This window comes from Mycobacterium sp. IDR2000157661 (assembly GCF_022317005.1).
Classification (GTDB): domain Bacteria; phylum Actinomycetota; class Actinomycetes; order Mycobacteriales; family Mycobacteriaceae; genus Mycobacterium.
On record NZ_CP081006.1, the window covers coordinates 135,463 to 161,386 of the forward strand.

27 protein-coding genes are annotated in these 25,924 nt (G+C 66.2%); 13 read left to right on the forward strand and 14 right to left on the reverse strand.

The annotated features are described in order from the left end of the window. The first annotated feature begins 123 nt into the window (after window positions 1-123). Both K3G64_RS01585 and ponA2 read left to right on the forward strand, forming a co-directional pair. On the forward strand, window positions 124-813 hold the full coding sequence (locus tag K3G64_RS01585; protein WP_238888456.1) for a hypothetical protein: 690 nt from the start codon (window positions 124-126) through the stop codon (window positions 811-813). A gap of 324 nt (window positions 814-1,137) precedes the next feature. Then, window positions 1,138-3,705: a transglycosylase/D,D-transpeptidase PonA2 gene (gene ponA2 / locus K3G64_RS01590; protein ID WP_238888459.1), complete on the forward strand. Its 2,568-nt coding sequence runs from the start codon at window positions 1,138-1,140 to the stop codon at window positions 3,703-3,705. A gap of 16 nt (window positions 3,706-3,721) precedes the next feature. Here the strand turns inward: ponA2 and K3G64_RS01595 are convergent, their stop codons facing one another. Then, the gene (locus tag K3G64_RS01595; protein ID WP_370647052.1) at window positions 3,722-5,314 is read right to left on the reverse strand and encodes a serine hydrolase domain-containing protein; all 1,593 of its coding nucleotides are present in this window, start codon (window positions 5,312-5,314) and stop codon (window positions 3,722-3,724) included. Between the two features lie 177 nt (window positions 5,315-5,491). On the opposite strand from K3G64_RS01595, the gene K3G64_RS01600 reads away from it, so the two are divergent. Beyond that, entirely contained in the window at window positions 5,492-6,295 is an 804-nt protein-coding gene (locus tag K3G64_RS01600; RefSeq protein ID WP_370647053.1) for a DUF1906 domain-containing protein, read from the forward strand. Next, window positions 6,295-7,635 (forward strand): amino acid permease, encoded by a 1,341-nt coding sequence (locus K3G64_RS01605; RefSeq protein ID WP_238888460.1) that lies wholly within the window; start codon window positions 6,295-6,297, stop codon window positions 7,633-7,635. Before K3G64_RS01600 ends, K3G64_RS01605 begins: the two co-directional genes overlap by 1 nt. A gap of 75 nt (window positions 7,636-7,710) precedes the next feature. Here K3G64_RS01605 and K3G64_RS01610 read toward each other — a convergent pair whose 3' ends face one another. Further along, entirely contained in the window at window positions 7,711-8,466 is a 756-nt protein-coding gene (locus K3G64_RS01610) for a TetR/AcrR family transcriptional regulator C-terminal domain-containing protein (protein WP_238888461.1), read from the reverse strand. 117 nt (window positions 8,467-8,583) lie between these two features. Between K3G64_RS01610 and K3G64_RS01615 the strand changes: the two genes are divergently transcribed. From K3G64_RS01615 to K3G64_RS01635, 5 genes are all read left to right on the forward strand, one after another. Further along, the gene (locus tag K3G64_RS01615; protein ID WP_238888462.1) at window positions 8,584-9,054 is read left to right on the forward strand and encodes a hypothetical protein; all 471 of its coding nucleotides are present in this window, start codon (window positions 8,584-8,586) and stop codon (window positions 9,052-9,054) included. 56 nt (window positions 9,055-9,110) lie between these two features. Further along, window positions 9,111-9,284: a CsbD family protein gene (locus K3G64_RS01620; RefSeq protein ID WP_238888463.1), complete on the forward strand. Its 174-nt coding sequence runs from the start codon at window positions 9,111-9,113 to the stop codon at window positions 9,282-9,284. 84 nt (window positions 9,285-9,368) lie between these two features. Continuing rightward, window positions 9,369-9,821, forward strand: a complete 453-nt coding sequence (locus K3G64_RS01625) for a hypothetical protein (RefSeq protein ID WP_238888464.1) — start codon at window positions 9,369-9,371, stop codon at window positions 9,819-9,821. A 132-nt stretch (window positions 9,822-9,953) separates the two neighbouring features. Beyond that, a complete protein-coding gene (locus K3G64_RS01630; RefSeq protein WP_238888465.1) occupies window positions 9,954-10,106 on the forward strand; it encodes a hypothetical protein in 153 nt (50 codons plus the stop codon). An 82-nt stretch (window positions 10,107-10,188) separates the two neighbouring features. Beyond that, entirely contained in the window at window positions 10,189-10,638 is a 450-nt protein-coding gene (locus K3G64_RS01635) for a universal stress protein (RefSeq protein WP_238888466.1), read from the forward strand. A 46-nt stretch (window positions 10,639-10,684) separates the two neighbouring features. Here K3G64_RS01635 and K3G64_RS01640 read toward each other — a convergent pair whose 3' ends face one another. The 7 genes from K3G64_RS01640 to K3G64_RS01670 all read right to left on the reverse strand — a co-directional run bounded on the left by K3G64_RS01640 (window position 10,685) and on the right by K3G64_RS01670 (window position 17,040). Next, window positions 10,685-12,262: a GTPase gene (locus K3G64_RS01640; protein WP_238888467.1), complete on the reverse strand. Its 1,578-nt coding sequence runs from the start codon at window positions 12,260-12,262 to the stop codon at window positions 10,685-10,687. Then, on the reverse strand, window positions 12,259-13,926 hold the full coding sequence (locus K3G64_RS01645) for a dynamin family protein (protein ID WP_238888468.1): 1,668 nt from the start codon (window positions 13,924-13,926) through the stop codon (window positions 12,259-12,261). The genes K3G64_RS01640 and K3G64_RS01645 overlap by 4 nt, the downstream gene beginning before the upstream one ends. Window positions 13,927-13,990: 64 nt before the next feature. Further along, the gene (locus K3G64_RS01650) at window positions 13,991-14,605 is read right to left on the reverse strand and encodes a class I SAM-dependent methyltransferase (RefSeq protein ID WP_238888473.1); all 615 of its coding nucleotides are present in this window, start codon (window positions 14,603-14,605) and stop codon (window positions 13,991-13,993) included. Then, window positions 14,602-15,579, reverse strand: a complete 978-nt coding sequence (locus tag K3G64_RS01655) for a mechanosensitive ion channel family protein (protein ID WP_238888475.1) — start codon at window positions 15,577-15,579, stop codon at window positions 14,602-14,604. The genes K3G64_RS01650 and K3G64_RS01655 overlap by 4 nt, the downstream gene beginning before the upstream one ends. A gap of 57 nt (window positions 15,580-15,636) precedes the next feature. Continuing rightward, the gene (locus tag K3G64_RS01660) at window positions 15,637-16,071 is read right to left on the reverse strand and encodes a hypothetical protein (protein WP_238888477.1); all 435 of its coding nucleotides are present in this window, start codon (window positions 16,069-16,071) and stop codon (window positions 15,637-15,639) included. A 34-nt stretch (window positions 16,072-16,105) separates the two neighbouring features. Then, window positions 16,106-16,645 carry a hypothetical protein gene (locus tag K3G64_RS01665; RefSeq protein ID WP_238951044.1) on the reverse strand — a complete coding sequence of 180 codons (540 nt, stop codon included), beginning with the start codon at window positions 16,643-16,645 and terminating at the stop codon, window positions 16,106-16,108. After that, entirely contained in the window at window positions 16,645-17,040 is a 396-nt protein-coding gene (locus K3G64_RS01670) for a hypothetical protein (protein WP_238888479.1), read from the reverse strand. The genes K3G64_RS01665 and K3G64_RS01670 overlap by 1 nt, the downstream gene beginning before the upstream one ends. A 21-nt stretch (window positions 17,041-17,061) precedes the next feature. Here K3G64_RS01670 and K3G64_RS01675 point away from each other — a divergent pair, with 21 nt between their 5' ends. Further along, window positions 17,062-17,661 carry a TetR/AcrR family transcriptional regulator gene (locus K3G64_RS01675; RefSeq protein WP_238888481.1) on the forward strand — a complete coding sequence of 200 codons (600 nt, stop codon included), beginning with the start codon at window positions 17,062-17,064 and terminating at the stop codon, window positions 17,659-17,661. 16 nt (window positions 17,662-17,677) lie between these two features. On the opposite strand, the gene K3G64_RS01680 is transcribed toward K3G64_RS01675, so the two are convergent. Continuing rightward, complete coding sequence (locus K3G64_RS01680; RefSeq protein ID WP_238888483.1) at window positions 17,678-18,532, reverse strand: phytanoyl-CoA dioxygenase family protein; 855 nt, start codon at window positions 18,530-18,532, stop codon at window positions 17,678-17,680. Between the two features lie 359 nt (window positions 18,533-18,891). On the opposite strand from K3G64_RS01680, the gene trhA reads away from it, so the two are divergent. Beyond that, window positions 18,892-19,584 (forward strand): PAQR family membrane homeostasis protein TrhA, encoded by a 693-nt coding sequence (trhA, locus tag K3G64_RS01685; protein ID WP_370647055.1) that lies wholly within the window; start codon window positions 18,892-18,894, stop codon window positions 19,582-19,584. Window positions 19,585-19,602: 18 nt separating this feature from the next. Here the strand turns inward: trhA and K3G64_RS01690 are convergent, their stop codons facing one another. Both K3G64_RS01690 and K3G64_RS01695 read right to left on the reverse strand, forming a co-directional pair. Then, entirely contained in the window at window positions 19,603-20,322 is a 720-nt protein-coding gene (locus tag K3G64_RS01690) for a DUF4189 domain-containing protein (protein ID WP_238888487.1), read from the reverse strand. A 218-nt stretch (window positions 20,323-20,540) separates the two neighbouring features. Beyond that, entirely contained in the window at window positions 20,541-21,554 is a 1,014-nt protein-coding gene (locus tag K3G64_RS01695; protein WP_238888489.1) for a DUF4331 family protein, read from the reverse strand. Between the two features lie 175 nt (window positions 21,555-21,729). Here K3G64_RS01695 and K3G64_RS01700 point away from each other — a divergent pair, with 175 nt between their 5' ends. Beyond that, window positions 21,730-22,491, forward strand: a complete 762-nt coding sequence (locus tag K3G64_RS01700; protein WP_238888491.1) for a bestrophin-like domain — start codon at window positions 21,730-21,732, stop codon at window positions 22,489-22,491. Between the two features lie 118 nt (window positions 22,492-22,609). Here K3G64_RS01700 and K3G64_RS01705 read toward each other — a convergent pair whose 3' ends face one another. After that, a complete protein-coding gene (locus K3G64_RS01705; RefSeq protein WP_238888492.1) occupies window positions 22,610-23,086 on the reverse strand; it encodes a hypothetical protein in 477 nt (158 codons plus the stop codon). A 364-nt stretch (window positions 23,087-23,450) separates the two neighbouring features. Here K3G64_RS01705 and K3G64_RS01710 point away from each other — a divergent pair, with 364 nt between their 5' ends. Next, window positions 23,451-24,017, forward strand: coding sequence for a dihydrofolate reductase family protein (locus tag K3G64_RS01710; RefSeq protein ID WP_238888493.1), 567 nt, complete (start codon window positions 23,451-23,453; stop codon window positions 24,015-24,017). A gap of 137 nt (window positions 24,018-24,154) precedes the next feature. Here K3G64_RS01710 and K3G64_RS01715 read toward each other — a convergent pair whose 3' ends face one another. After that, window positions 24,155-25,906, reverse strand: coding sequence for an alpha/beta fold hydrolase (locus K3G64_RS01715; protein WP_238888494.1), 1,752 nt, complete (start codon window positions 25,904-25,906; stop codon window positions 24,155-24,157). Between the last annotated feature and the right edge of the window lie 18 nt (window positions 25,907-25,924).

Below are 25,924 nucleotides of genomic sequence, written 5' to 3' on the forward strand. Positions count from 1 at the left end.
GATTCCTCCCTGGACGGTGTATCACCTGAGCCGACCATACGTGGCCCCGGCCGGCCGATCGGATCGCCCTGCAGACCGACGGATTCAGCACCGGGTCGACGGTGGTCAACTATGTTCGCAGGTGTGGAACCGCCCCACAGTTATGTACGGGACGCCTCCGCGGCGGTGGTGCACCACAGTGATTACCTCAACAGCCGCGACGACCACGCGCTCTGCGGTTGCGCCGTCGGAAATCCCGTGCCGCTGGAGCATTTGACCACGGTTTGCCCGGACTGCGAGGCGAGGCTGGTGGAATACCACCTCATCTGGTGGCGCGACAGAGCCCGGACACTCACCGCGGAACTCGACGAGCTGAAAAGCAAATACCGGGAACTCACGGAGAACGCCGACGGGCCGCAGCGCGAAGCCGACTCGACTGGGCAGGTCATCGCTGCTGTTGCGGCTGCCGAACGCGGCAGTGTCGACAACACGGAGCCGACTTCCCTCCTCGGGCATGCGCGCCGCGAACTGTCGGTGGTCTGTCGACAGTTCGAGCAAGCCGTCCCCTACCGACGTCTGAAGACCGCCATGCAGGCGTTCAGCGACCGGCTGAGCCCCGAGGAGCGGGTTTCGCTGGCTCAGGAGATCGGCGCAGACGGATCGCTGATCCGATGGGCCGCAACCGAAGCCGAAAATCTCGGATGGAAGGTGACGGGCAATCCCATGCAGGGCGAACCCGAGGAGATGTGGGACGCCTGGACCCGCGACGCATACCAGACGCCGAAGCCGAACCGATGGCGGCTGGGCCGGTCGAGGTCCCACGACGCCAGCTGAGTCGCGCCGTCCGGCGTCGTCGGTGGCGCCCGATGACTTCCGCTACGCCTCTCGTCGGCGGGGCGGCGAGGTTCTGCGGTCACGAAGTCGATATCCTTCTTGTCGGGCGGGGAATCTGACATCAAGATCGGGGGCACCATGGTGCGTTCGCAGGGCAAAGTCGCGATGGGCCAAGCTCGCTGGTCAAGGCCGCCGGCACCGGCCGGCAGTCACTTCCTCGGGACCATCGGCCGGTCGGAGCGTCAGCGCGCGCGAACTGACAACTCGGTAAATTTATCGGCGAGGCAGCCCCACGCATCGAACTCGACTCACTAATCTGCGGAGATGCCGGAGCGTGAACCGGCCTGGTTGACGGCCGTCAAGCTGGGACTGTGCTGCCTGATGGCCGGCGCCGTGATGGCCGCCCTGATCTTTCCCTTCGCCGGCGGGTTGGGCCTGTTGTCCAACCGGGCCTCCGACATGGTCGCCAACGGGTCGGCCCAATTGGTCGAGGGCGACGTCCCGCAGGTGTCGACGATGGTCGACGCGGAGGGCAATCCGATCGCGTGGCTGTACAGTCAGCGCCGCTTCGAGGTGGACAGCGATCAGATCGCCAACACCATCAAGCTGGCCGTCGTCGCGATCGAAGACAAGCGGTTCGCCGAGCACAACGGTGTGGACTGGCAGGGCACGCTCACGGGCCTGTCCGGCTACCTGTCGGGCAATCTCGACACGCGCGGCGGATCGACCATCGAGCAGCAGTACGTCAAGAACTACCGGCTGCTGGTGACCGCTCAGACGGACGCCGAGCGACGGGCGGCAGTTGAGATCACGCCTGCGCGCAAACTGCGGGAGATGCGCATGGCGCTGACCCTCAACGAGAGGTTGACGAAGGCCGAGATCCTCACTCGCTATCTCAACCTGGTGGGGTTCGGCAACGGCGCGTTCGGAGTCCAAGACGCCGCGCAGACGTACTTCGGCATCGATGCGTCGCAGCTGAACTGGCAGCAGGCGGCGCTACTGGCCGGCATGGTCCAATCGCCCACGTCGCTGGACCCCTACATCAATCCGCAGGGCGCGCTCGAGCGGCGAAACCTGGTGCTCAACACCATGATGCAGAACCTCCCGCAACACGCAGAGGAGCTTCGCGCGGCAAAGGACACGCCGATCGGGGTGCTGCCGCGGCCCAAACAGCTGCCGGGCGGATGCATCGCCGCCGAAGACAACGGGTTCTTCTGCGAGTACGCGCTCGCGTATCTGGCGCGTGCAGGAATCGGCAAAGAGGAGGTGGCCCGGGGCGGCTACCTGATCCACACCACGCTGGACCCGAAGATCCAGAGGTCGGTCAAGCAGGCGATCGACAAGGTCGCAAGTCCGACCCTAGACGGGATCGCCAACGTGATGAGCGTGATCAAACCGGGCAAGACGTCGCATCCGGTGTTGGCTATGGCGAGCAACCGGCACTACGGTCTCAACCGTGAAGCGGGGGAAACCGTTCAGCCCCAACCCTTTTCGCTTGTCGGCGACGGCGCGGGCTCCATCTTCAAGATTTTCACCACTGCAGCGGCGCTGGAGATGGGGATGGGGATAAACACCCAACTGCCCGTCCCGGGCACCTTCCAGGGCAGGGGCCTGGGCAGCAGTGACACCCCGGGCTGCCCCGAAGAGACCTGGTGCGTCAGGAACGCCGGCAACTATCGCGGCTCGATGAACGTCACCGATGCGCTGGCCACCTCGCCCAACACCGCGTTCGCCAAGTTGATCCAGCAGGTCGGGGTGCCGCGTGCCGTCGACATGGCCGTCCGGCTGGGTCTGCGCTCCTACGCGGTCCCCGGATCGGCGCGCGCCTACGACCCGACCAGCAACGAGAGTCTGGCCGACTACATCAAGAGGATCAACGCCGGCTCGTTCACACTCGGCCCGTTCCAGCTGAATGCGCTCGAACTATCCAATGTGGCAGCCACTCTGGCCTCCGGCGGGATGTGGTGCCCGCCGAGTCCGATCGACAAGATCATCGACCGCAACGGTCAAGAGGTGAGCTTCAGCACCGAGAGCTGCGATCAAGCGGTACCCGAGGGGCTGGCCAACACGCTTGCCAACGCGATGAGCAAGGACGACCGTGGCGCCGGCACGGCGGCCGGTGCCGCGGCATCGGTGGGCTGGGATCTCCCGATGTCGGGGAAGACCGGCACCACCGAATCGCACCGGTCCTCGGGATTCCTCGGCTTCACCAACCAACTCGCCGCGGCGACCTACATCTTCGACGACTCGAGCGCGCCGTCTGAAATCTGTTCGTTCCCCCTGCGCAAGTGCTCCAGCGGTGATCTGTTCGGCGGAAACGAACCGGCGCGCACCTGGTTCGCGGCGATGAAGCCGATCGCGACCGACTATGGCGAGGTGCGTCTGCCGCCGACCGATCCGCGCTATGTCGACGGCGGGCCGGGCGGCGAGGTGCCCAGCGTCTCCGGAATGAAGGTCGACGCGGCCCGCCAGCGGCTCAGGGATGCCGGTTTCCAGGTCGCCGACAAGACGACGCCGGTGAACAGCGCGGCGTCCTACGGCACCGTCGTGGGAACGACACCCAATGGTCGGACGTTTCCCGGCTCCGTCGTCACGATCTTGATCAGTAACGGCGTCGCGCCAAGACCCGCACCGCCCGTCGAGCAGCGGCCGGTCGAGGAACCCGCGGTTGGGGAGCCGCCGCCGCCTCCGCCGCCTCCTCCCCCGCCGGCGGACCCGATGCTGGTGCAGATTCCCGGACTACCGCCGATCACTCTGCCGCCGCTCGGGCCTCCGCCGCCCCCGCCCGGTTTGCCGCCACCGCCGCCACCTCCGCCCCCGCCCGGTTTGCCGCCTCCTCCGCCACCTCCGCCCCCGCCCGGGGCCCCGCCGCTCGGTCCGCCGCCGCCTTAGACACCGGCCGCGGGGCTCACTTCGGGCGAGGCGGTGACGCAGGCTCCTGGGCCCGGCTCGATGGGGCGGTGCCGTAGAGGCCTAAGGCGCGGGCGGCCGTTGTCGCGATCGCTCCTCGCAGATCGTTGAGCGGCCGACTGCCCCGCACGTGAATCGAATTGGTCAGTACCACGACGTAGGTGCCGGATCCTGGGTCCAACCAGACCGAGGTCCCGGTGAAGCCGGAATGGCCCACGCTGCCGATGGGAAAGACGACGCCTCTCGGCTGGGAGAGCGCCGTATCGATGTCCCAGCCGAAACCACGCAGGTGCTGTCCCGGGATCGCCGGATAGGCCGGGGCGAGGAGGGCGTCGTCCATGTTGGGGGTGTGCTCGAGGGCTTGCCTGGCAGCGGCGTTGGCCGCGTCGAGCTGAGCAGCCGAATGGCCGGGCTGCTGCGGGCTTGTCATCGTCTTCAACGTCGCTTGCGCCAGCGGAAAGTTGCTCGGCCGGCCTGCGAGTCGATCCAGCAGAGCCTGCGCGTAACTGCCGACGTCCTGGGCCGTCGCGAACACTCCTGCATGCCCGGCGACCCCGCCCATGCGCCGCGACGTGGTGTCGTGCACCGTGCCCCGAAGCAGTCGATCGAGGTTGGGGTTGCGGCCCGGCTCGGCTCTGCCCTCTTCGTCGAGCGCCGTCGGTGCAATGCGCGACAACAGATCGGTGCTCCAGGAGTCCGCGGGACACTCGACGGTATCGCGCCCTTCGGTCGCGGGTGACCACGCGATCGCAGCACCCCGCGCGGTATGGGGACCGCAGGCCTTGGCGACCGGTAGGTAGCGGGTGTCCGGCATGCCGAGGGGCGCGAACACGTGCCGTTGGACGTAGACGTCCTCCGATACGCCGGTGAGCGTCTCGACCAATGCGCCCAGAAGGATGTAGTTGATGTCGGAGTAGCGAAAGCGTTGGCCGGGCGGCGATTCGAGCGGTGTTGTGAGCGCGCGACGAATACCCTCGGCCTTGTCGGGCCGATCCAGTCCCCAGGGATCACCGAGGTCGACGTCTCCGGTTTCGCCCGAGGTGTGTGTGAGCAACATCCGGACAGTCACCTTCGCGCGCTGCGGGTCCTCCGCCGTGTTGAACTCCGGCAGGTACTGCTGCACCGGGTCGTCAAACCGCACCCTGCCCTGCTCGTGCAGCTGCATGACGGCAGTCGCCGTCGCGAGCACCTTCGTCAGCGACGCGACATCGAAGATCGTGTCCTCGGTCATCGGTTCCGCGGCAGCAGGTGATCCGTCGAGGCCCTGTTCTCCGGCGGCTTTGCGCACACCGTAGGCCTGCTGAAACACGACCTTGCCGCCGTGCCCGATGGTGACCACGGCGCCGGGCATTCGCCGTGCGGCGACGGCATCGTTGACCAGCTGCGAGACTGCGGAGAAGTCCGCGACCGGGGCCGACGGCGCCTCGGTGGTCGAGGGCGCCGGTGTGGTCGAGGGTGCCGGTGTTGTCGAGGCGGTGTCGGCCGGCTCGGATGCGCGTCCGCACGAGGTGCCCGCTGCGAGCACCACCAGCCCGATCGCAATAGCCTTGCGAGGGTGCAGCTTCCCGAACCCGGACCCGATCAGGCTCACCTCGCTGAGTCGATGCTGCGCATGTGTGCCGCCGAAGCCGGCAACGTGTGCCCGCCAGCATAGGGTGCGGCGAGTGCGCCGGTGTCGGGTCTGCACGCCTCCGGCCCCCACGCGCGGAGGCGTGAGTGAGTTCGCCGAGCGCCTCCCCAACGGGCTCGAGATTGTTACCATCGCGCCGTGGCCGACTCGTCTGCGCCACCGCGGGGTGGTAGACCGCGGCGAGAGGTGCTCAAATATGCCGTCGCGGGCCCCGTTTCGCTGTTCGTGGGAACAGCCGCTGCGACCCTCGGCGCGCGGACCGCATCGGCCGCCCCGTTGCGGCTGGTCGATTTCACCCACCGGCAGGTGCCTGCGGAGCAGATCAAGTCGGCGGGCTATGACGGCGCGCTGGTCTATGTGTCCGAACTCCGCCCCGGTGCCGATTTCGACTTCAAGCCCGTGACCCGCGAGTATGCGAATTCGCTACGGGCCTCGGGTCTGCACGTGGTCAGTTGCTATCAATACGGCAAACCGGGCTGGCCGACACCCTCGGACTACACCCGCGGATACGACGGCGGGGTGGCAGACGCTATGACGGGTAGGCGGCTGCACACCGCGGCCGGGGGAACCGATTCGGCACCGATATTCTTCAGCATCGACGAGGACATCGACCGAGACACCTGGGAAAGCCTTGCCAGTCAATGGCTCCGGGGAGTCAATTCGGTGCTCGGCGTGCACCGCACCGGCGTCTATGGGCATTCCCGGGTGTGCGATTGGGCGATCGACGACGGGGTGATAGGACGCTCGACATCGGACGGACACTGGTGGGCGTGGCAGACCAGGGCGTGGTCCGCCGGCGAGCGCGAAGCACGGGCCGTGTTGTACCAAGCCGTGGTCGTCAGCGGGTCTGAGCCGGGCATCGCCATGGGCGGCACCCACGTCGACGAGAATCAGGTGCTCGCGGCCGACTTCGGGCAGTGGGACCTGGACCGATCGGGGTGATGAAGCGCCTCGCGCTGCCCTTCGCCTTTGCGTTCACCGTCATGGCCGACCCGGTCTCTTCGGTCGCGTACGCGATCGAGGCCGCATTGCGGGCGTTGCACGGAGATCTCCGCAACCTGATGAGCACCATGGCGGCCGTCATCGCGATCGTCGCCGTCATCTCGGCGACCTATCACCAGCTGATCAGGCGTTTTCCGAATGGGGGCGGCGGTCCTGAAGCTATCGCCCGTGCCTTCGGCGAGGGCTGGGCGTTCATCCCCTTGGGGGCACTGCTGGTCGACTTCACTCTGACAGTGGCGGTCAGCTGTGCCGCCGGAGCGTCGGCGTTGATCGCCTACCTGCCCGAGCTGGAAGAGCTGCGCACTCCGATCGGGCTGGCACTCGTGGTGCTCGTCGCAGGCGGTGTCCTGCTCGGCCAAGCGGGCCGGGTCGTCTTCGCGTCCGCCACGGTCGCGTTCGTCGCGTTGTCAGTGTGGGTGATCGCCTCGGGCATCATCGGCTCGCCGGCAGCCGGCCCGGCAACGGACGGTGCCGCCGCCGGTCAGACGCCGGTGTTGGCCGGTGCCGGACTGGGCCCGACCCTGCTCGCGATCCCTCTTGGGATGGCGTTGGCGACAGGCGTGGAGTCTCCTTCGAACGCGATCGCTCAGCTACCGCAGCTTGACGATCAACGAAGGCGACGGCTCGGGCGCCTGACGCTCTGGTTGATGGTCGGAATCGTTGGCACGTTGACGATCGGATTCTCCTTGTCGGCCGTTCGACTCGGCACAGATCTGCCCCCTGAAGAATCCACCCTGATCGCCGAGGTGGCACGGGAGAGCACCGGAGGGGGAGCGTTGTTCGTCGCCTTCCAGGCGAGCAGCGCCCTGCTGTTGCTGGCCGCCGCCGCATCCTCCTACCTCGCCGGGTCGGGAGTCCTCAAGGCGTTGGCGACAATCGGCAGAGACGGCGAAGGTCTGGTGCCGAGCCGCTTCCGGCGGGTGAACCGCTACCTGATACCGGAGTGGGGCGTCGCGCTGGTGTTGGTGGCCGCGGCTCTACTGGTCGCGGCCAGCGGGCGCGAGCAGCTCCTCGTCGGGTTCTATGCGGTGGCCGTCTTCGCCAGCTTCCTGGCAGCCACGGTCGCGTGTGCCCGTCTCTCCTACCGTGACGGCCGGCGAATCGCTTTGACACTCAACGTGGTCGGATCGGTCCTCGTGGCGATCATCCTCGCCATCAACGCGACTCGCCTCGACGGTGTGATCGCGTTGGTCGCCTCGACCGCTGTGGCGGTGTATCTCTGGCGAATCTGGGTGCTGCGTGGCCGACCCCGCGGGGTGGCGGGCGCAGGCGCCCAATGATCCGGCTTGGTGTCACTCGTACACTCGAAGTCCTCGTCCAGCGCCGGAATGTGGCGCCGCCAGGGCGGTCCGAGATCAGGGCTCATCTCGGGCATCATCAGTGCCGGGGGGATCCGTCCGGGTGGTGAGGCCAGCGGTGAGGCCGGCGAACAGCAGGTCGAGGCCGCGGTCGAGTTCAGCGGCCCCGTCATACGAGGTCAGTACGGAGGCCAGAGAGCGCAGTCGGGGGAAGTCGGTGATCGAAAGTCGATGCAGTCCGAGTTGTAGAACGTGATCGGTTTCCTCTGGCCGTTCGACTCTCTCCTGCAGTTCGTCGAGCATGTGACCGTGTAGGTAGGCGAACACCACGCGGTAGATGTGGAGAGCGTCCTCGCCGGTGAACCCTGCGGCGGTGAGCAAGGTGAGGACGTCTTCAAGTGGTCGGAGTGTGCCTGGTGGTCGCTGCCCCAGGGGGGAGGCCAATGGACGGGTGACTATGAGCGGCACCGCATTCGGGTGTTCGAGAGCTAGCGCACGGAAGCGGTGGGCGACGGCCCGCAACTGGCCCGCCCAGTCGCGGTCTGTGGTGTCCACTGAGAGCTGGCTCAACACGAGCTCAGTGACACCGTCGAGCACTGCCGACTTGCTCGGAACGTGCCGGTAAAGAACTGTCGTGTCACGTCGTACGGCTTCGCTGAGTCGGCGCATCGATAGAGCTTCGACACCGTCGCGGTCGATGATCTTCAGCGCGGTTCGCAGTATGACCGATCGGGTGATTTGACCACGATCGCCGCCGGCCGCGGTGACCGACTCGTCATCGCCGTCAAGCGCGGGGGTTGTCCGTTCAGTCATCACGTCAGTTCCTCCTCTTACAACACTGTATGCCCATGGTGTACGTCAACAGCGTTGACAAGCGGTTCGGTCAAGCGTTTACTTGGAGATCTAGCACCGGGAATCAGAGGCGTAGCCATGATCGTCATCGTCGGATCGATCGTTTTGCTCGCCGCCGTGGTCGTCGGGATGGCCGGCGTCCTCGGCAATGCCGGTCCCGCCCATTCGTTGACAGACGGCTTCGCTGTGTTCGGCTATGACGTCGCCGGCTCAACGGGCACGCTCTTTCTCTTCGGCATCGTCGTCGGAGCGGTCGCCATGCTGGGCATGAGCGCGATGCTGGTCGGCGCTCGCCGCACCGCTAGTCGCGGGCAAGACGCGCGTCGCGAACTCGTACGGGTCCGACGCGAAACGGCGTTCCTGAACCGGGACCTCGCCATCCTGCACGAACATCGCAGCACCGATGCGGAGACCGCTTCAGCGACGAACGCCGAGCGCCTCGTCTCCCCCGCCTCGGTCCGGCCTGGCCAGGCTCGGGGTCATTCACTCAGTCCCTGGTCGCGACTTCGGAGCCCGGTCAAGGGTGTTCGACGTGACGAGGCCAGGTAGCACTCCACACCGAAGACGTGTTCCGCTCGATTCGCAGTAACAGCAAGGAGACTCGCATGAGTATGGGCAAGAAGCTCGCCAACAAGACCGAAGCGGTCAAGGGCGCAACCAAGAAGTACTTCGGACGGGCCACCGGCAACTCCCGGCTACGCACCGAGGGCCGCTTCGGTCAGGCCATGGGCAACACCAAACAGGTCGGAGCCAAAGCCAAAGACGTCTTCAAGCGCTGACCGCTGGCACTCCCGCCAATTTGTCCCCAACTCTCGCAAAGCTTTCGAACCAACTACTCGCTCGACCAACCAATAGGATCGAATATGACTACCAGCACCATCATTCTCATCGCGGCCATCGTTGTGGTCGCACTTCTGCTCGTCGCCGGAATCGCGTGGATTACGCGGAACAAGCGCACGCAGCACCATCGCGCCGAGGCCGGCGGCATCCGTGAGAAAGCCACCGAACAGTCCCACATGGTGGGGCAGCGGGAGGCGCTCGCCGCGGAGACCGCAGCCGAAGCCCGCGCCGCCCAGGCCGAAGCCGACGCCAAAGCAGCTCACGCGACCGGCCTGCAGCACCAAGCGCAGATGCGTCACAGTGATGCGGCCACTGCGCGCGACGAAGTGAACCAGGAATTCGACCGCGCCAACAAGATTGACCCGGACACCCACTACGAGGACACCTCGAACGGGGACACCGCAACTGGTGAACCTGCTCGAGACAGGTCCACCACGGACAGGCAGAACCCGCCGGCGATGCCTCGAGCCAAGTAGTTCACCCGTCGCGGTGGCCAACCGGGATTGACGGGCCCTGAAAGCTGCAGGGACACAACCCCTACGGAGCGGCGATGTTGACGTCGGCGGTCATGGACCTATTCCACCATGTTGAAAGTAGGAAAGAACCAAATGAACAGTCGTCTCGACAGCTTGTGGTACGCCATCCAGCATCCGCTGGGGCCGTCGCGGGAACCGGGTACGTACGAGAATCATCAAGAAAGTGTGGAGAAGCTGGTCCGCGAGATGGAGACTCGAGCCGATCCCGATGAGACGTCAGGATGAGATCGTTGCCTGAGTGTCGCCGTGTTGGGTGTACACTCGTACACTGAATATGTCGCCGTGCACTGCCTGATCTGGGGGCTCGATGAGCAAGTACAAGGTCGTAGTAGTCGGTACCGATGGCTCGGAATCGTCGTTCCAGGCGGTCGACAAGGCCGCCGCCGTTGCCGCCGAGGCGGGCGCGAAACTCATCGTGGCCACGGCGTTCCTGCCGAAGAACGAGCGCCATTCCGGCGAGCCGGATCAGCTGCGGGGAGAGAATTACCGGACGCAGGGAAGCGCGCCGGTTTACGGGATGCTGCGCGAGGCGAGCGACCGGGCGCGGGCGGCCGGTGTGAGCGACGTCGAGGAGCGGGCCATCGAGGGTGCCCCGGTCGATGTGCTCGTCGATCTGGTCAACGAAGTCAACGCCGACCTGCTGGTGGTCGGCAATGTGGGCCATGACTCGATCGCGGGCCGGTTGATCGGGTCGGTCCCGAGGGCCGTGAGCAAGCGCGCGAAGACCGAAGTGTTGGTAGCCGAAACCAAAGACTGACCGGGACTGACCGGGACCGCGAGCGCGACGCATCCGCCGCACCGCTTCACCGGCCGAGTCGTTTCGTCGCGGTGGACAGCTGCTCGTAGACCCGCAACTCATTTCGCAAGGGCACCACGACCAGGTCCTCGGTCACTGCCTCGACCCGCTGAAGCAACTCCTTGGTCACCCGCCGCTTGCGCCGGGCAGCCCCGATCGCCACCATCGGCCTGATCACAATTCGCAGCAGGAGCCCGGCAGCGAGCCCCGCCACGAGCAAAACGGTCGGCCAGGCGAACGGCCCGAGCTCGGGCGCCTGGAGGTCGACCTGAAGGTATGCCAGCACGGCTATCAACCCAAGCCACAATGCGCCTGCCACCGCTGCGCCCAGAACCACCCACTGGACCACCCCACCCACAAGCCACCACCGCGGCGGCCGACCCATTCCGAGGTTCGCCCCTGCCACCACCCGGTCCAGCGCATCGGGTATGTCCGCGGCTCGTAGCTTGGCCGCTTCGAGTAGCTTGCGGGGCCACGGCGCGGGAAGCCCTGCTGACGCGGTGTCGGCGAGGGCACGCACCGCACTGTCAGCTGCCGCCCGCGAGACAGCAGAAGTCGACGGCAGCGACGTTCGGCGAAGTTCTCCGGCCTGACTCTCAGTGCTAATTCCCAAGCGACGCAACGGATCTGGTCGAAAGCGTCCCACCCAGCGCAGCGGTGGCCAGCCCATGGCGGCCAAAGCCCGTCGCTCATATGCCCGGCCGGTGGCGGCGACCACCGCGGGAACACCGGCGGCCGCGGCGAACGCATTGCGCAGTTCGCGCTCGCCGTCCCGCAGCGCGGGCTCCGATCGGCGGGTGGGCACCAGGGGCGCCACCCGCGCGGCCATCCGGTCCAGATCCGCGGCGACCCGCGCGGTCCGGGCCCGGTGCGCCGCCACCGTCTTGACCAGGAACTCGTGCAGCTCCGCGATTCCGCCCGGCGTCACCGCCGAGGTGGTCAGGACCGGCACGCCGGCCAGGCCGTCCTCGCTGAGTAAGCGGCGCAGGTCCCGTATGCAGGCGGCCTGGTCGGGAAGGGACAACCGGTCGGACTGGTTGAGCACCACGGTGATGACGTCGCGGTGCGCGTGCAGCGGCCGCAGGTATATGTCGTGCAGCACCGCGTCGGCGTACTTCTGCGGATCCAGCACCCAGGCGAACGCATCGACGAGGCGGATCAACCGGTCCACCTCGGCCCGGTGAGACGACTCGACCGAGTCGTGGTCGGGCAGGTCGAGCAGTACCAACCCGGCCAGATCGGCGGCGGACGAAGCGTCGGCGTACGTGCGATCGCCGATCTCCAGCCAGTCCAGCAGCTCGGCCGCCCCTTCGTGGCCGAACACCACTGCCTGGGTGGCCGAAGTCGTCGGCCGCCGTACCCCGACGGTTGCCAGCGACTGCCCGGCCACCGCATTGAACAGCGACGACTTCCCGCTGCCGGTCGCACCGGCCAGCGCCACCACGGTGTATTCCCCTGACATTCGCAGCCGTGTGCCGGCCCGCTCGTCCAGATCCGCCAGCTCGTCGACCAAGTCCTCGGGCAGCCGGCCCCTGCCGAGACTGACCACGGACGACAGCGCGGCCAACCGATCGGTGAGCGTCACCGCAGCACCGCAGCAACTCGACCGGCCGCCGCTCGCAGCTCATCGCCGGACACCGTCTCGGATGCCGATCCCAGAACCTGTTGGTACCGGTCGGCGTCGCGGTCCAGCAAGTGGCCGACGCGGGCCAGCAACTCGTCACGGGCCTGGCGGGCCAACCCTCGGACCGCCTGCTCACCGAAGATGGCCTCCAGCACCTTCTGACCGGCCACACTGGTGCCTCCCGCGACCGCGATCTCGGCACCGGTCAGGCCGGCGGTCTGGCTGAACACGGCCAACATGACGACCAGCCCCGCCCCGTTGACACCGTAGGACGCCAGCCGGGCTCCAGTCCGCTTCGATGCCCCTTCCGTGCGGACGAGATCGAGTACGAACTCCTGCCAGTCGCGGACCAGCCGTTCGACAGCCTCGCCCGACTCCGGGCCAGGACGGGCGAGCTCGTCGGTCAACAGCGGAGCCCCGGCCGGGTGGCGCGCCCAGCACCCGTACGCACCTTCCGCGGCGTCCTCTGCTGCCGCCTGCACCACCGCCGCGATGCCGGTCTCCAATGCCGTCTCCAGCTCCTCCACCGGCGAGGGCCGGCCGGTAACCGCCGCCACCACACGGTCCCGCACCCGACCGACCCGCGATTCCAGCTTGCGGAGAAACTCCCCCGTCCCGACGACGTCCTGCCAGCGCGTCAGCACCTCGCCGCGCAGCATCGCGCCGTCGCGGACGGCCTCGTCCACCCGGGTGAGCGCGCCGTCGTAGGCCGCGGACACGCAGGAGCTCAGCTGGCTGCGCACAGCGGCCTGCTCGTCGGCCGCGCCGGCCAGCGCGTAGGTCCGCGGCGGCAGGCTGTGCAGTGCTCCGTCCAGCGTGTAGCGGACGACCGTAGCTCGCTGCTCTGCATCGGAGGTGAGGCCGGCCAGCCACTCACGGATGGGCCCGATCGCCTTGTCGCGCAGGCGGCCGTTGCGAAGGGACTGCTCGGTGATCACGAACAGGGGTGCATCACCGAGCCCGCCCGCCGCGAGCATGTCCGACAGGTGCCCGCCCACATCTTTCACCGCATCGGCCGGGCAGCGGTCGAGCACGATCGCGATCGCCGTGCCCCTCTGTTGTGCGGTGTGGAGCAGCTGCCACGGGACGGCGTCTGCGTAGCGGGCCGCGGTGGTCAGGAAGATCCACAGGTCGGCGGCGGCGAGCAGCGTGGCCGCCAGCTCACGGTTGGAGCTGACCACGCTGTCGATGTCGGGGGCGTCGAGCAGCGCGAGACCGGGTCCGATGCCCGGATGCGGCGCGAGGCGCAGACCATCGGGTCCGGACGTGCGGGGCAGTTGCGGCAGGATGCGGTCGTCGGTGAACCATCGCAAGTCGTCGGGATGACAGACGATCACCGGACCTCGGGTCGTCGGTCGCAGCACCCCCGCCTGGCTCACGTCTGCGCCCACGAGGGAGTTGATCAGCGTCGACTTCCCGGCGCCCGTCGAGCCGCCGACGACGGCCAGCAGTGGGGCGTCAACGCTGCGCAACCGCGGGATCAGGTAGTCGTTCAACTGGCCGGTCAACTCCCGGCGATCGCGTTCTGCCTGCCACGCCGACGGCGCGGGCAGCGGGAACGTCGTCCGCTGCAATACCAGGCTGAGACCGCTCACCACCTCGACCAGGTCGCCGGCTGCCGTCATCTCTCCAGCCTGCCCTAGAAGCAGCGCCGAGGCGGACGGGTTGGGCCAAGTGCGGCCGCCCCGGTCACGGCTTGATCCATCGCCACTGGGTCGACCACCACCGGTGTGCGTCCGGCAGCGCTTCACCTACGGCGCGGATGACACCGGGCCACTGCCACTCGTCGTAATCGTCGCCGGACAACCAGCCGCCGCGCTGCACCTTCGGCATCCAGGCTGCGATGTCGGCGCTGACACTCGGATAGTCGTGGCGGGCGTCGAGATGGACCCACGCGAATGAGTCGTCGGCGAACAGTTGAGCCGCCGCGACGGAGTCGCTGACCAGGAACTGCACGGATTCGGCAAAGCCACAGGCGATCACATTGCGGTGCAGTAGGCCCGCAAGTGTTCCGCCACCGTGTTCCACGGCAGGCGCGTGCGCGTTGGTGCCACGGGCACCCTCGGGACCGCTGCCGCGCGCGGTGTCCACCCCGAGGATCGTGACGTCCCGTCCTGCCTGCCGCACCACCTCGGCCAACGAACAGATGCTCTTGCCCAGATAGCAGCCGACCTCGACGAACCGGCTGCCGTCGGCGAAGTGGGCGACGGCTTCCTCCTGCGCCGAGCGCCATTGGAACCAGCCGGGGATGTCCTGCCAACGTCGGACCGTCTTGTCGAACCCGGACATCGCGTTTGGGCTCATCGAGCTCCTCCGTCGGCGTTCGAGTCGCCGGAGCTGACGCGCACCGGCGGCAGCCCGACGATCTCGTAACTGGCCGTGGCGATCCCGATACCCGCGTCCTCCAACCGATGCAGCACCTCGCGGGCGATCTGGTCTTTGACATCGCGGATTCCGTGCAGCTCGGTCAGAAAGCGGACGGTGAGCTCGAGCGCGTTGTCGGTGAGCCGCCAGTAGACCTTCGGTTCCAGTTCGACGCCTTGCAGGAAGTATTTGCGCCGCATGGCCTCCAGCGCTTGTGTCGGCATGTCGTCGACTTTGACCGCGTACCGGACTGCCGCCTCGAGCAGGATCTCCTCGGCGGCGTGGCGGTCGGACCGGTACATGATGGGAAGCGTCATCTCCTCCCAGAGGTACGGGAAGTCGCGCGTGAAGTTGTAGACCGGCTCGTCGAACACTCTGCCGTTGGACACGGTGACGACCCGTCCGGTGTACTGCCGGCTCTTCACCCACTGCGCCGGGGCGGCGTCCTGCACGGCGGGCGGCTGACCCATCTCCATGATCGTGGTCTTGATGAAACCCAACGCGATGACGTCGCCGCGCACCCCGCCCATCGTGATCCGGTCACCGACGTTGAACGTGTCGCCGCGCAGGATGACGAAGTAGCCGGCCACCGCGGTGATCACCCGCTGTAGGGCGAACGCCAGACCCGCGGTGACCAGACCGATGCCCGTCGCCAGCCGTGTCGGGTCGTCGAACCACACGGAGAGTAGCCCCACCAGCAGCAGTGCGGCGACGCCGAGGTTGACGGCCTGGCGGGACCAGAACCGGGCCCGCTCGTTGTCGATGCCGCGCAGCACCATGCGGACGACGGCACGCAGCAGCCAGCGCACGACCAGCAGCGACGCCACCAGGCCGGCCGTCAGGATCAGCTTGACACCGGTTTCCTCCGAGACGAACAGGAGCCGGACCTCAAGACCGAAGATGTCGATGGTCATTCCGCCATCCTGCCAAGGCGCGAAGGTCAGACAGCGTCGAAGGTGGTGGCCGGTTCGCTAGCTTTCCTGCGCTCGCTCGAGCAGGTGTGGCGCGATCCTGCGGTGTAGTGGCCCGACGACGGCCCAGAGGGCGCGAGCAGGTGCGCGTCTCACATACACCACGAAGGTCGTGAAGACCACGGAAGCGGGTAGGGCCCGTCGCCCCACGATGACCCCGCGCAGAACGGGCCCGTCGGCTTCCAGACAGATGACGTCTGCGTCTGACTTCACGATTCGCCAGCCGAAGAGGTAGCCGGAGGCTGACTGGGGACCGAGGCGGAGCCGAAGAACATGTCGATGAACGACCGGAACACACCGTTGCACCCAGGTCGCATTGTCGAGCGCTGCGCGGAACATCTGCTCGGGAGAGCGAATGTCTTGGTTGGACAGCGAGATCGCGTAGGCATCGGCATAGTCGTATGCCCCGGCGCGGGTGAACAGCTCTTGCTTCACTGCTATTCGCCGAGCAGTTGGTGGCTGTCCTCCATCAGGTTTCGACATCGTCACGCCGTCCATGCGGTACTGCTCGAAAGCCTTGGCGCATCAGTGCCTCCTCTTCGGCCAACCATTTCAAAGTGAGGAACTGCTTGCGCATCATGACCAGGTCACCCAGGGCGGCAACGTGTCCGATCGGCCACGGCACTTCGAACATGACCCGTGCGTGCAGTCTCGTGCCGACATCTTGCGGCCGGACGGTATAAGTCACCGCTACACGCGTCGTACGGAGAGTGATCTCCATGCCAGGGATGAAGGACTTGAGCGTGAAGATCGCCATGAAGCGTTGCCCGAGCGCCAAGTGCTCCAACTCGGGGGTCCGCTGCCGTGGACTGAGGCGGCCGAGATTGTCGAGAAGGTCGTAGCTGTATGGCGCGACGCGGAGTTGACACAGCCACGAGAACACCAGCGAGGGCGGCGCGGCGACGCTGATCGCGCGATCGGCCTGGGTGCGGACTTCGTCGACCAGCGCATCGCACGGCAATCGTGCCGCTAGCTCCGCGGGGGTAGCGCCCCAGTTCAGCCCGAGCATCACGCCACAGCCGTCGGGGGTCGAACCGCTTGCGCCGCGATCCTTTTCAACAGCAGGCGCACCGCTACACGGTGCGCGCCGGTGCCGATGACGGCCATCTGATAGGCCTGGCCGGAGATCCCGGGGAAGCGCGCCCAACTGCGTGCGGACATGCGGGTGCGCCCGGGCCCCTCGTCGTCGAGGTCGAACACCAGCTTGTAGACGGAGAAGGGATGCTCACCGCACAGCGCAAGACGCTCGCGATCGACGGCTTCGTCCAGCCAGAAGAAGGGCGAGCGGACCGTCGACGGGTCAGTGGGGTCACGTACCCATAGGCGCAGCAACGCGGACCATGTCGCTGCGCGGTCGGCGTCGACGGTTATGACATGCTCGTCGATATAGGGCAATCGTTCCATATAGAAGGATCATACTAAATCGTGGCCCCTCCCCGTAAGCACCTGACGGGCGCGATTCTGGACGCGACCCGCGCGCTGGTACTCGAAGCAGGGCCGCGCGCCGCCAGCGTCATGGCGATCGCAGATGCCAGCGGCGCCCCGGCCGGGACGCTGTATCACCGATTCGGCAACCGCAACGGAATCCTGGCTGCGGCGTGGTTGCGGGCGCTCGAGCGGTTTCAACGCCGCGCGATGACCGTCGCGGAAGGGACGCCGCTCGACACGGCCAGCGCGATGGCAGAGGCGTTCGTCGGCTTCGCGCGCGAACTGCCCCAAGATGCCCAACTACTCCTGACGCTGCGACCGAGCGACCTGCTCGACGGCGACCTCGACGCCCGGTTTCGCGACGCACGCGCCGAGATGAATGCACCACTTCTCGAACGCGTGAAGGAACTGTCAAGACAGTTGTACGGAAGGACCGACGACCGGGCCGTCGAGGCGGTGACACGAGCCGTCGTCGACCTCCCCTACGGCGTCGTCCGCCGGCATGCCTTCGACAGCCCGATGCCCCCGTGGCTGGAGGCCGACGTGGCGGCTGCTGCACGCGCGATCCTGCTGCAGTACCAGGCAGATTCGCAGTGACCGCCAGCCGCTGCGGCTAGGGCTGCTCCAGCAGCCGCTGGGGGTGCAGGCCGTCGACGGCGCCGACGAACGGCGGATGGATGCTGTAGCCGATCATGCGGCGGATGTCCTCGGAAACGGTTCGCGCGATGTCGCGCGGAACCGAGAGGGTGTAGGCCTCCATCGGACGTAGCCACGGTTGGCAGTACTGGGCGGTCACGGCGAGCCGTCCACGGGCGGTGGTGTTGGCGCCTCCGCCGTGCCACATGGTGCCCACGAAGAAGACGCATGAGCCGGCCGGCATGACGACGGGAAGCGCGCGGTCGTCGGGCCCCGGCGGACGCTTGCCCCAGCGGTGACTGCCGGGGTAGACCACCGTGGCGCCATTGTCCGCGGTGAATTCGTCGATCGCCCAGATCGTCGCGGCAGCCAACGGCGCTCGCGGCCGCGGGATCGGGTAGAAACCGTCGTCGTGGTGGGCCAGCTGAGCCGACTCCCCCGGTTGAATGTTGATGACCTGCAGAGCCGACAGCAGGTAGTTGGGCATCAGTAGCCGATCGAGCAGCGCCAGCACCCGCGGATGATCCACCAGCCGGTCGCAGACGCGGGTCCTGCTCAGCACGCTGTAAATGCGCTGGGTCCGGCGCCCTTCAAAGGAGTTGCGCCCGGAGTGTGAGAGCCAGGGTTCGACGGCCTCGCGGATCTGCCGACACTCCTCGGTGTCGAGCAGATTCTTCAAGATCACATAGCCGTCGCGCTCAAGGGCCGCCATGTCCGCGTCGACGATCGCAGGGTCGACCGCCGCCCCGCTGCTGGGTGTCCACTTGTGTCTGCGCGCCAGGTCGCCCTTCAGGTCGTCCAGGGTTGTGACGGGCTCGTCGTCGACACTCATCGGCTCTTGTCCTTCCGTGGAAAAATGCCGGCCCGGTCCCACGTGGTCGGGCGCGCACAAGACCTATGCATCCAGCATGACCGCTGGTCGATCCGAACGGGCTGCGTTCACCCAAGGTCCGCGGCAGTGAACATCGTCTCTCCCGAGAAGGCGCTGCACATCGCGATGGCGCGTCAGTGACGGCCCCGGTCGGGCCACCGCGTATCGTTAGCCACCGACATGACGGCGATAGGCCTGTACGCCCCCCATCTGACAGTGAATCGGAGACGACTTGTGCGATCGCCCGGCGACCCCAGGCGCAGTTGATCAGCGGCGATACCGCGGCGACGGCGCCGCGTCCCGTGCGCGATCGGGCGCCTGTGCCAGTTGACGACGGTTTACCCCTGGCCTTAGCCGACGCCGTCCCCGATCTACTCGACGCACCGCGTGCGCGCGGTTGGATCCATCTGTACTCCGCGGCCGTGTTCGCCGTCATCGCTGCGGCGCTGGTTCCGATCGCGTGGATCACCCACTCATCGACCGCAGGCTGGGCGACGTTGATCTATGGCACCACCAGCGTCGCCTTGTTCGGTGTCAGCGCGACCTATCACCGGGTGCGGTGGCGGTCTGCCTCCGTGAAACTGTGGTGGAAGCGCGCCGATCACTCGCTCATCTTCGTCTTCATCGCCGGTAGCTACACTCCGTTCGCGCTGCTGGCGATGCCTTTATCCGTCGGCGAACAATTGCTCACCGTCGTATACGCCGGCGCCGCAGCGGGCGTCGCCCTCAAGATGGTGTGGCCCTCGGCCCCGAGGGCGGTCGGGGTGCCGCTGTATCTCCTGCTCGGTTGGGCGGCCGTCTTCTTCGCTCCGACCCTTCTGGAAGGCGCAGGCCTGGCAGCCGTCGTGCTGCTGCTCGTCGGGGCGGCGCTGTACAACGTCGGCGCGATTCTCTACGGCCTGCGCTGGCCCAACCCCTGGCCGCAGACGTTCGGCTACCACGAGTTCTTCCACGCGTTGACCACCGCGGCCGGCGCATGTCACTTCGCCGCCGTTTGCATCGTCGCTGTATGACGTTCGTCGAGCGCGAGCTCAGAAGTAGGTTGTAGCCGTCGTGCTCGTCCCGTTGTCACACGTGATCGTGACCGTCCAATCCCTGAACTGCGGAACGGCCGGGACGATCCTCAGGTCGTAGGTCGAGTTGGCCGTCAGCGCGAAGCTGCGGTTGACGTTGTCGGTCGCATAGGTGCACTGGGAGGACACGCCGCTGCGGTCGGTGATGTGGGCGACAAGTCCGCCCAAGACCTTCTCGAACGACACCGTCGGGCCCTGCTTCGGCGCGGGCGGTGGCGGCGGCTGATCGGGCGGCGGTGGCGAGGTGGCGCCGCTCGAGCAGCCGGACACGATGACCTTCGCGCCCTGCTGGTTCTGCAGCTTGGCCTTGGCCTTCGCCTCGGCGGCCGGGCGCGACGGGTCGGACGCCCCCGCCATCTCCCCGTAGTCGTTGGACGCGGCCGCGGCGCACTCGTTCTTGGCGATGACCTGCGTCACGCATTGACTGCCGCCGTTGTTCTGACAGTTAATCAGGGAGCCCGTGGCGGCCTGCTGCTGGTCGGCGCTGATCGCCGATCCGCCGGCCATGGTGACGGGGGGATTCTCGTTGATAAATCCGATAGCCAGGGCGATATATCCGTCGGCGGCGTGCGCCGGCGCGGGGACGCTGAGCATGCCCAGGACCGTCGCGACCGCAGCCAGCAGGGTGGCGGCGACGAGCCGACCTCGCCTGGAACGCCTGTCATATGAGGTTGTCATGTCTACTCCTGATGGGTATTGGCTGCCTCGGGGGCTGCACTCAGGAGTTCGATACTGCGTACCGCCCGGACGAGGCATTATTCCGTGAATTGATCGGTTGGCCCTTCCTCGCGGATGTTTGCAGTGATACGCGCGACTATTCACCCTTTTCCCGGCGCCCATACCCGGTTCGGCAATAGTCGGGCTGGCCGTGTGATCGCCGGACGGCAGGCAGAAGATCAACCCTTGCGGTGCGGCGGTCCCAGGTAGGGGAATTCGTCGAGAATGTCGGTGTGTGGAGCCAGGCCGGTCGGCGGGCATTCACCTTTGGTCAGGAATGCCAGCCGGTAGTCGATGACGTCGTCGGTGAAGACACGGCCGTTGGGATACCCGGCGGGCCTCGAGGTATCGAAGTGCAGCATGTCGGGCAGCGTGCCTTCTTCGTCGATCGCGGCGACGGCTTCTTCTTCGCTGTAGCCGCCGGTGTGGCCCATCAGGTGAACGAACATCGCGGTCCAGCGATCCCGATCGTTGACCGGCTCGCTGGCGTTGTACTCGAGTTTGGTGTCGTCGGTATTGAAGAAGCTGCTGACCGACGGATGGCCGGCGCGATCCACGTGCTGCAGCTCACCGTCCTTGCGCACACTGCAGCGCGCCCAGATCCGGATGTCGGGGTTGGCGCCGAGTCGAGCCGTCGGCAGTTCGATCACTGTGGAGAAGACGTTGGCTTCGGTGTTGGAATCCACACCGGTCCACGGTGATTCGTCGCCGAGATGCGGTTCGGTGAAGTTCCGTTTACCCGAGGTGTCGAACAGATTCTTGATTCCGTCGAAGTCGAAGAAGAACGCGTCACTGCGGGTACCGGCGAAGAAGGTGATGTCTTCGTTGGTCGCGATGTGCGGCTCGTCGCCGACGAACGACACCGGCACACCGGAGAAGATCTTGTCCCCGACGGCCTCGACCTCGCGGGCAAGCTCACCTGTGGCCATGTACACATCGACGGTCTGCTTGCCGTCGCTCGGTGTTGAGAAAACGTAGCTGAACGCGACGTCGTTGAGCAGATCGCCGTCATTGTCGACCGCCAGCCGGTAGATCGCGTCGGGATGCAACGCGTCGGCGTTCGGGTTGGCGTTGAGGATCAACACGGTCCGACCGGCGTTGGCCGGTGACTGGAACGCATAGAGGTCACAAAGATCCAGCCGCTGGTCTCCCAGCGGCGGGCCGAGGCTCAGTCCCGTGAAGTGGTTGGACACCGTCGCAACGTACCCCGGGCGTGAACTCGTCGCGCAGCGAATAGGGCGAGATCATCCACGGGCTAGCCTCGCACGTTCATTCAGATAATGGGGAGGCGGGGCCCGATGTAGCATTCGCCCCGGGACGAGACCAGGTCTGGCCGGTCAAGAGCGCCATCAGCAAGCGGAGAAGCAGATGAAGGATATCTTGATCGGCATCGCTGTCTTCGCGATCATCTTCGGCGGCGCATTGTTCGGGATGTTACTCGGGAAGCTCCTTCCTGACCAGCATCTGAGCACCGAATCGCGCGACACTATCAGGACCGTAATGGCCATGTTGGCAACACTTTCGGCTGTGGTGCTCGGCTTGCTCACCGGCTCTTCGATTGCGTCGCTCGGCGAGAAGGAAGCCGAATTACGCAGTGCTGGAGCGCAATTCATCATGCTCGATCAGACCTTGGCCGAATACGGGCCGGAGACCGATGAAACCCGGACTCTGCTCAAGCAGCTCCTCAGCGAAAGAATCAGCCAAATTTGGCCTGAGGAAGACGGCGCGGTGTCGCTCACGGCGCTCAGCGGGGGGCCCGGAATCATTTTGGTTCAGCGGGATCTCTTCGCCCTGTCGCCGCAGACGGAACAACAGCGATGGCTACGGTCCAATGCGCTGGAGGTCACCAACACGATAGCGGAGTCGCGATGGACGACCATCGAACAAATCGGCAGCAGGTTCCCTTGGGGTTTCTTCGTTGTCGTCGTGACGTGGCTAACGGTTATCTTCGCCAGTTTCGGGCTCTACGCACCCCGCAATGCCAGCGTCGTAGCAGCGTTGCTCATTGCCGCGCTTGCACTTGCCGGCCCGATCTTCATGATGCTCGAAATGGATCAGCCTTATGGTGGGGTGGTCAAGATACCCAGCACGTCGCTGCGCGTCGCCTTAGATCAACTGGGTCAATCGTAATCGGTGCCTCAAGTAATTGAAGGTGTCCCGACGACATGCAGTCACGGATAAGCTGGCCGCCACCGCATCAGAGAGACGCGCGGCGACGCGTTCGTCGTCCGGCTTCACTGAGCACCGCTCAGTCGTCGATGAGGGTGAATTCGTGTCTATAGGTGGAGTCTTCGTTGCGCGTGGTCGCCACTTGGCCGCGGGCGCCCATGAAGTTGCCTGTGCCGCCGACGACCGCGCGAAGTTGCGGTGCGCTCGCCGACATTTCCACGGCCTCGCCTCGGTAGATCGACTCACCGACTACCGCGATCATGTTGCCGTTTCCGAGGTCGAACGACAACTGGCCGAGGCGGTCGGAGTGGAGGTCACCGGTCTCGGGGTCGGGAATGTCCGCGGTGATGAGAAAGCCGGTCAGCAATCCTGACTCGCCGTGCTCACCGGTGATGGTCGACTCGTACAGCACCGCGTCGGCCACGCTCAACCCCGGAGCATGCTGGTCGACCGGACGCAGTACAGGCGGTTGCTGGGTCAGCACGAAGGTATGGGTCTGCCTGTCGGCCTGCGCGAGCGGCGCATTCCCCACAAACATCAGAGATGTCCCGATCATCACGGCTACGGTTGCGGCGCGCGGCCCCGTGTGAGAGTTCATTGTCCTACCTCCGTGTCGACCGCCGGTGACGTGAGGAGCGGCCAACCGAATGTAGCCCCTGCTGACTGTGGGGAGGTGAGATCTGTTGTATCTGAACGGCCGAGCATCTCATACGCCCGGGCTGGACAGGGCGCATTCGCTGAGACACCCGGCGGGATACTCCACCCCCGCAAGTGTCAGGAAAGCCCCGCCGAGCACTCGACTTCGACACCGCGGGCGACAACCTCGGTGCCCTGAAGCCGCCTCATCGCGAGCGCCATTCCCTGCACTGGGCTTGACCTTAAGGACGATGAGTCCTGCCCTGCGGGGCAGTCTGATTTGTATGGGCAGACTCATCTATGGCTTCAACGTGTCGGTGGACGGATACATCGCCGACGGACAAGGCAACATCGACTGGTCCGATCCGAGCGACGAACTGCACGAGTACTGGAACGACTTCGAGAGGGAGACTGCCCTGTCGTTATACGGGCGGCGGCTCTACGAGCTGATGTCCGCGTACTGGCCGACCGCCCACAAGGCCCCGGACGCCACCCCTCTGATCGTCGACTTCGCCCGCATCTGGCGCGACATGCCCAAGGTCGTGTTCTCGCGCACCCTGGCGTCCGTCGACTGGAACTCCCGCCTGGAACGCGGCGACCCGGTCGAGGTGGTGACGAAGCTCAAGGCCGAAACCGACGGCAGGCTGGAGGTGGCCGGTGCGACGCTGGCCGCACCGATCGTGCAGGCCGGACTGGTGGACGAGTACCGAATCGTGGTCGCGCCCGTCGTCGTAGGCGGCGGCACCCCGTTCTTCCCAACACTGCCGTCATGGATCTCGCTGCGACTGTTGGAGAACCGCACCTTCCCGGGCGGCACGGTCCTGCTGCGCTACGAGGCGAGAAACGACTGATCGGACTTATAGGCCAACCGTGAGCGCTGTCAGCCGTCGACCAAAGCAGAACTCGTTGGCCCACAGCGCGGGGCGCGAACATTGACGACGGGCGGCTGGCACGCCGGGATTTGCGGATCAGGTAGCCGCTTGTGCCGTCACTTGTTGCCGTCGATCTTCACGGCCGGTGCCTGATCGAATGGTGAATGGTCTCGGCTACAGCCGTTACCTCGGGGCGGCAGCAGCCCGGAGAACAGGTACTCGCGTTTGACCCGTTCTGCACAGGTGCTCGCGACATACATGCTGGTATGTCCTGCGCCCTCTGTCACCACTACGCGGGCCTCATACAACTGGGCTGCGCCGGCATATGCGCCCGCCAGCGGAGTAGCGGGGTCGTTTCTCGTGTTCAGCACCAGAATCGGCGCGGAAGTGCGCCGGTTCCAGGGACCCGTATACCGGTCGGCGTCGTGGCCGCGCCAGAACGCGCACGGCATCACGTCGAAGACCGAGATGCGGCCGAAGTCCGGTGACGCCGCGTCCGCAGTCAGCGCCGCTCGGGTGTACGCGGCGAGGTCAGTCGGCACAGTGCTGTCGGTGCACTGGATCGCGTCGTACGCCTCTTCACGATTGCTCAAGTACAACCTGTCGACATCAGCCGGGGGCGGATCACTGCCCGTTATCGCGTCGATGAGTTCGGGTGCTGCGGTACCAGCGTCGGAAAATTGTTGCAGCAGCTCGGCGAGTTGAGGGTAAGTGGACGGCTTCGCCAACGTCGCGGCCACCATCTCCGGGTAGGTCCACGCGTGGCCGTAGACGAAAACAGGCGACAAGCGCGAACGTTCGACCAGCGCCGCCCACTTGGCTCTCGGCTCACCTTCGGAGAACGCACAGCGTCGGTCGGCCGCCGAACAGTCCCGCAAGAACTCCTCGAACGCCGCGGACGTGCCGGTCGCGACATCTTGTCGGGCGTTGAGCGGCACAGTATTCCCCTCGGGGCCGTGACCGTTGACGTTGCCTTCGAAGTCGATCGAGCCGTCCAATGCCATCGCACGCACGCGACCAGGAAACAGGTTGGCGTAGATCGCGCCCAGCTGGGTGCCGTAGGAGATGCCGTGATAGGTCAACGACGAATCGCCGACCGCGCGACGGAGCAACTCCAGATCGCGCGCCGCGTTCGCTGACGAGACGTGGTTGAGGATCGGGCCGGCCTGCTGCTCACAACGCTCGGCCAAGTTCTCTGACCAATCGAAGAGTTCCTGCTCTCCACGAGCATCCATGGGTAAGCCCGGACTGGGTACGAGAACCTGCCACTGTTCGGCTGAGTCGGAAAAACAGCGCACCGCGGCGCTGCGCGCCACCCCCCGCTGATCCCACGACACGAGGTCGAATCGCGATCGGAGTTCCTCTGAGAACAACCAGGGCCACCTCGCACGCCCGCGCAGCCGGTCAACGCCGGACTGACCGGGACCCCCGAAATTGACGAACAGCGTTCCGATTCGGCTGCGTGCATCGGTCGCGGGCAGTTTGATCACCGATAGCTCAATCTGCTCGTCGTGTGGCCGGTTGTAGTCCAACGGAACTCCTACTGCCGCGCAGACAAATCCGTCACCACAGTCGGCCCAGTCCAAAGTGGGCGTACCGGCACCTTCGGCCAGCCGATCGATGTGGGGGTCGGCTGCCCCGGTGCCGGCGAACGCCGGCGAAGAAGTACCCACCGATACAGCACTGAGCACGATCACCAAGGCCACGAAAGCGAGATGACGCCACGCACGGCTGCGACCAGTATCAGCCTGCAACGATGCGAAATCATCACCGAGTGCCCGATGGAGCATACGAAGAGTGATGGCCGACCCGGGGTGCTGCTTCGCCGTTGTTGGCTTGTGGGCCCCGTCCAATCGGTCCGCTGTCATTACGTAAGGGTATTCGGC

What these genes read in the sequence shown, in the direction of transcription:
- K3G64_RS01665 (WP_238951044.1), bottom strand. Translation starts at nt 16,645, where the DNA reads ATGCTCGGGCTGAACTGGGGCGCTACCCCCGCGGAGCTAGCGGCACGA.
- K3G64_RS01690 (WP_238888487.1), bottom strand. Translation starts at nt 20,322, where the DNA reads ATGACAACCTCATATGACAGGCGTTCCAGGCGAGGTCGGCTCGTCGCC.
- K3G64_RS01625 (WP_238888464.1), top strand. Translation starts at nt 9,369, where the DNA reads ATGACTACCAGCACCATCATTCTCATCGCGGCCATCGTTGTGGTCGCA.
- K3G64_RS01635 (WP_238888466.1), top strand. Translation starts at nt 10,189, where the DNA reads ATGAGCAAGTACAAGGTCGTAGTAGTCGGTACCGATGGCTCGGAATCG.
- K3G64_RS01710 (WP_238888493.1), top strand. Translation starts at nt 23,451, where the DNA reads ATGGGCAGACTCATCTATGGCTTCAACGTGTCGGTGGACGGATACATC.
- K3G64_RS01705 (WP_238888492.1), bottom strand. Translation starts at nt 23,086, where the DNA reads ATGATCGGGACATCTCTGATGTTTGTGGGGAATGCGCCGCTCGCGCAG.
- K3G64_RS01680 (WP_238888483.1), bottom strand. Translation starts at nt 18,532, where the DNA reads ATGAGTGTCGACGACGAGCCCGTCACAACCCTGGACGACCTGAAGGGC.
- K3G64_RS01630 (WP_238888465.1), top strand. Translation starts at nt 9,954, where the DNA reads ATGAACAGTCGTCTCGACAGCTTGTGGTACGCCATCCAGCATCCGCTG.
- K3G64_RS01610 (WP_238888461.1), bottom strand. Translation starts at nt 8,466, where the DNA reads ATGACTGAACGGACAACCCCCGCGCTTGACGGCGATGACGAGTCGGTC.
- K3G64_RS01670 (WP_238888479.1), bottom strand. Translation starts at nt 17,040, where the DNA reads ATGGAACGATTGCCCTATATCGACGAGCATGTCATAACCGTCGACGCC.
- K3G64_RS01715 (WP_238888494.1), bottom strand. Translation starts at nt 25,906, where the DNA reads ATGACAGCGGACCGATTGGACGGGGCCCACAAGCCAACAACGGCGAAG.
- K3G64_RS01700 (WP_238888491.1), top strand. Translation starts at nt 21,730, where the DNA reads ATGAAGGATATCTTGATCGGCATCGCTGTCTTCGCGATCATCTTCGGC.
- K3G64_RS01645 (WP_238888468.1), bottom strand. Translation starts at nt 13,926, where the DNA reads ATGACGGCAGCCGGCGACCTGGTCGAGGTGGTGAGCGGTCTCAGCCTG.
- K3G64_RS01650 (WP_238888473.1), bottom strand. Translation starts at nt 14,605, where the DNA reads ATGAGCCCAAACGCGATGTCCGGGTTCGACAAGACGGTCCGACGTTGG.
- K3G64_RS01605 (WP_238888460.1), top strand. Translation starts at nt 6,295, where the DNA reads ATGAAGCGCCTCGCGCTGCCCTTCGCCTTTGCGTTCACCGTCATGGCC.
- K3G64_RS01655 (WP_238888475.1), bottom strand. Translation starts at nt 15,579, where the DNA reads ATGACCATCGACATCTTCGGTCTTGAGGTCCGGCTCCTGTTCGTCTCG.
- K3G64_RS01620 (WP_238888463.1), top strand. Translation starts at nt 9,111, where the DNA reads ATGAGTATGGGCAAGAAGCTCGCCAACAAGACCGAAGCGGTCAAGGGC.
- K3G64_RS01615 (WP_238888462.1), top strand. Translation starts at nt 8,584, where the DNA reads ATGATCGTCATCGTCGGATCGATCGTTTTGCTCGCCGCCGTGGTCGTC.
- ponA2 (WP_238888459.1), top strand. Translation starts at nt 1,138, where the DNA reads ATGCCGGAGCGTGAACCGGCCTGGTTGACGGCCGTCAAGCTGGGACTG.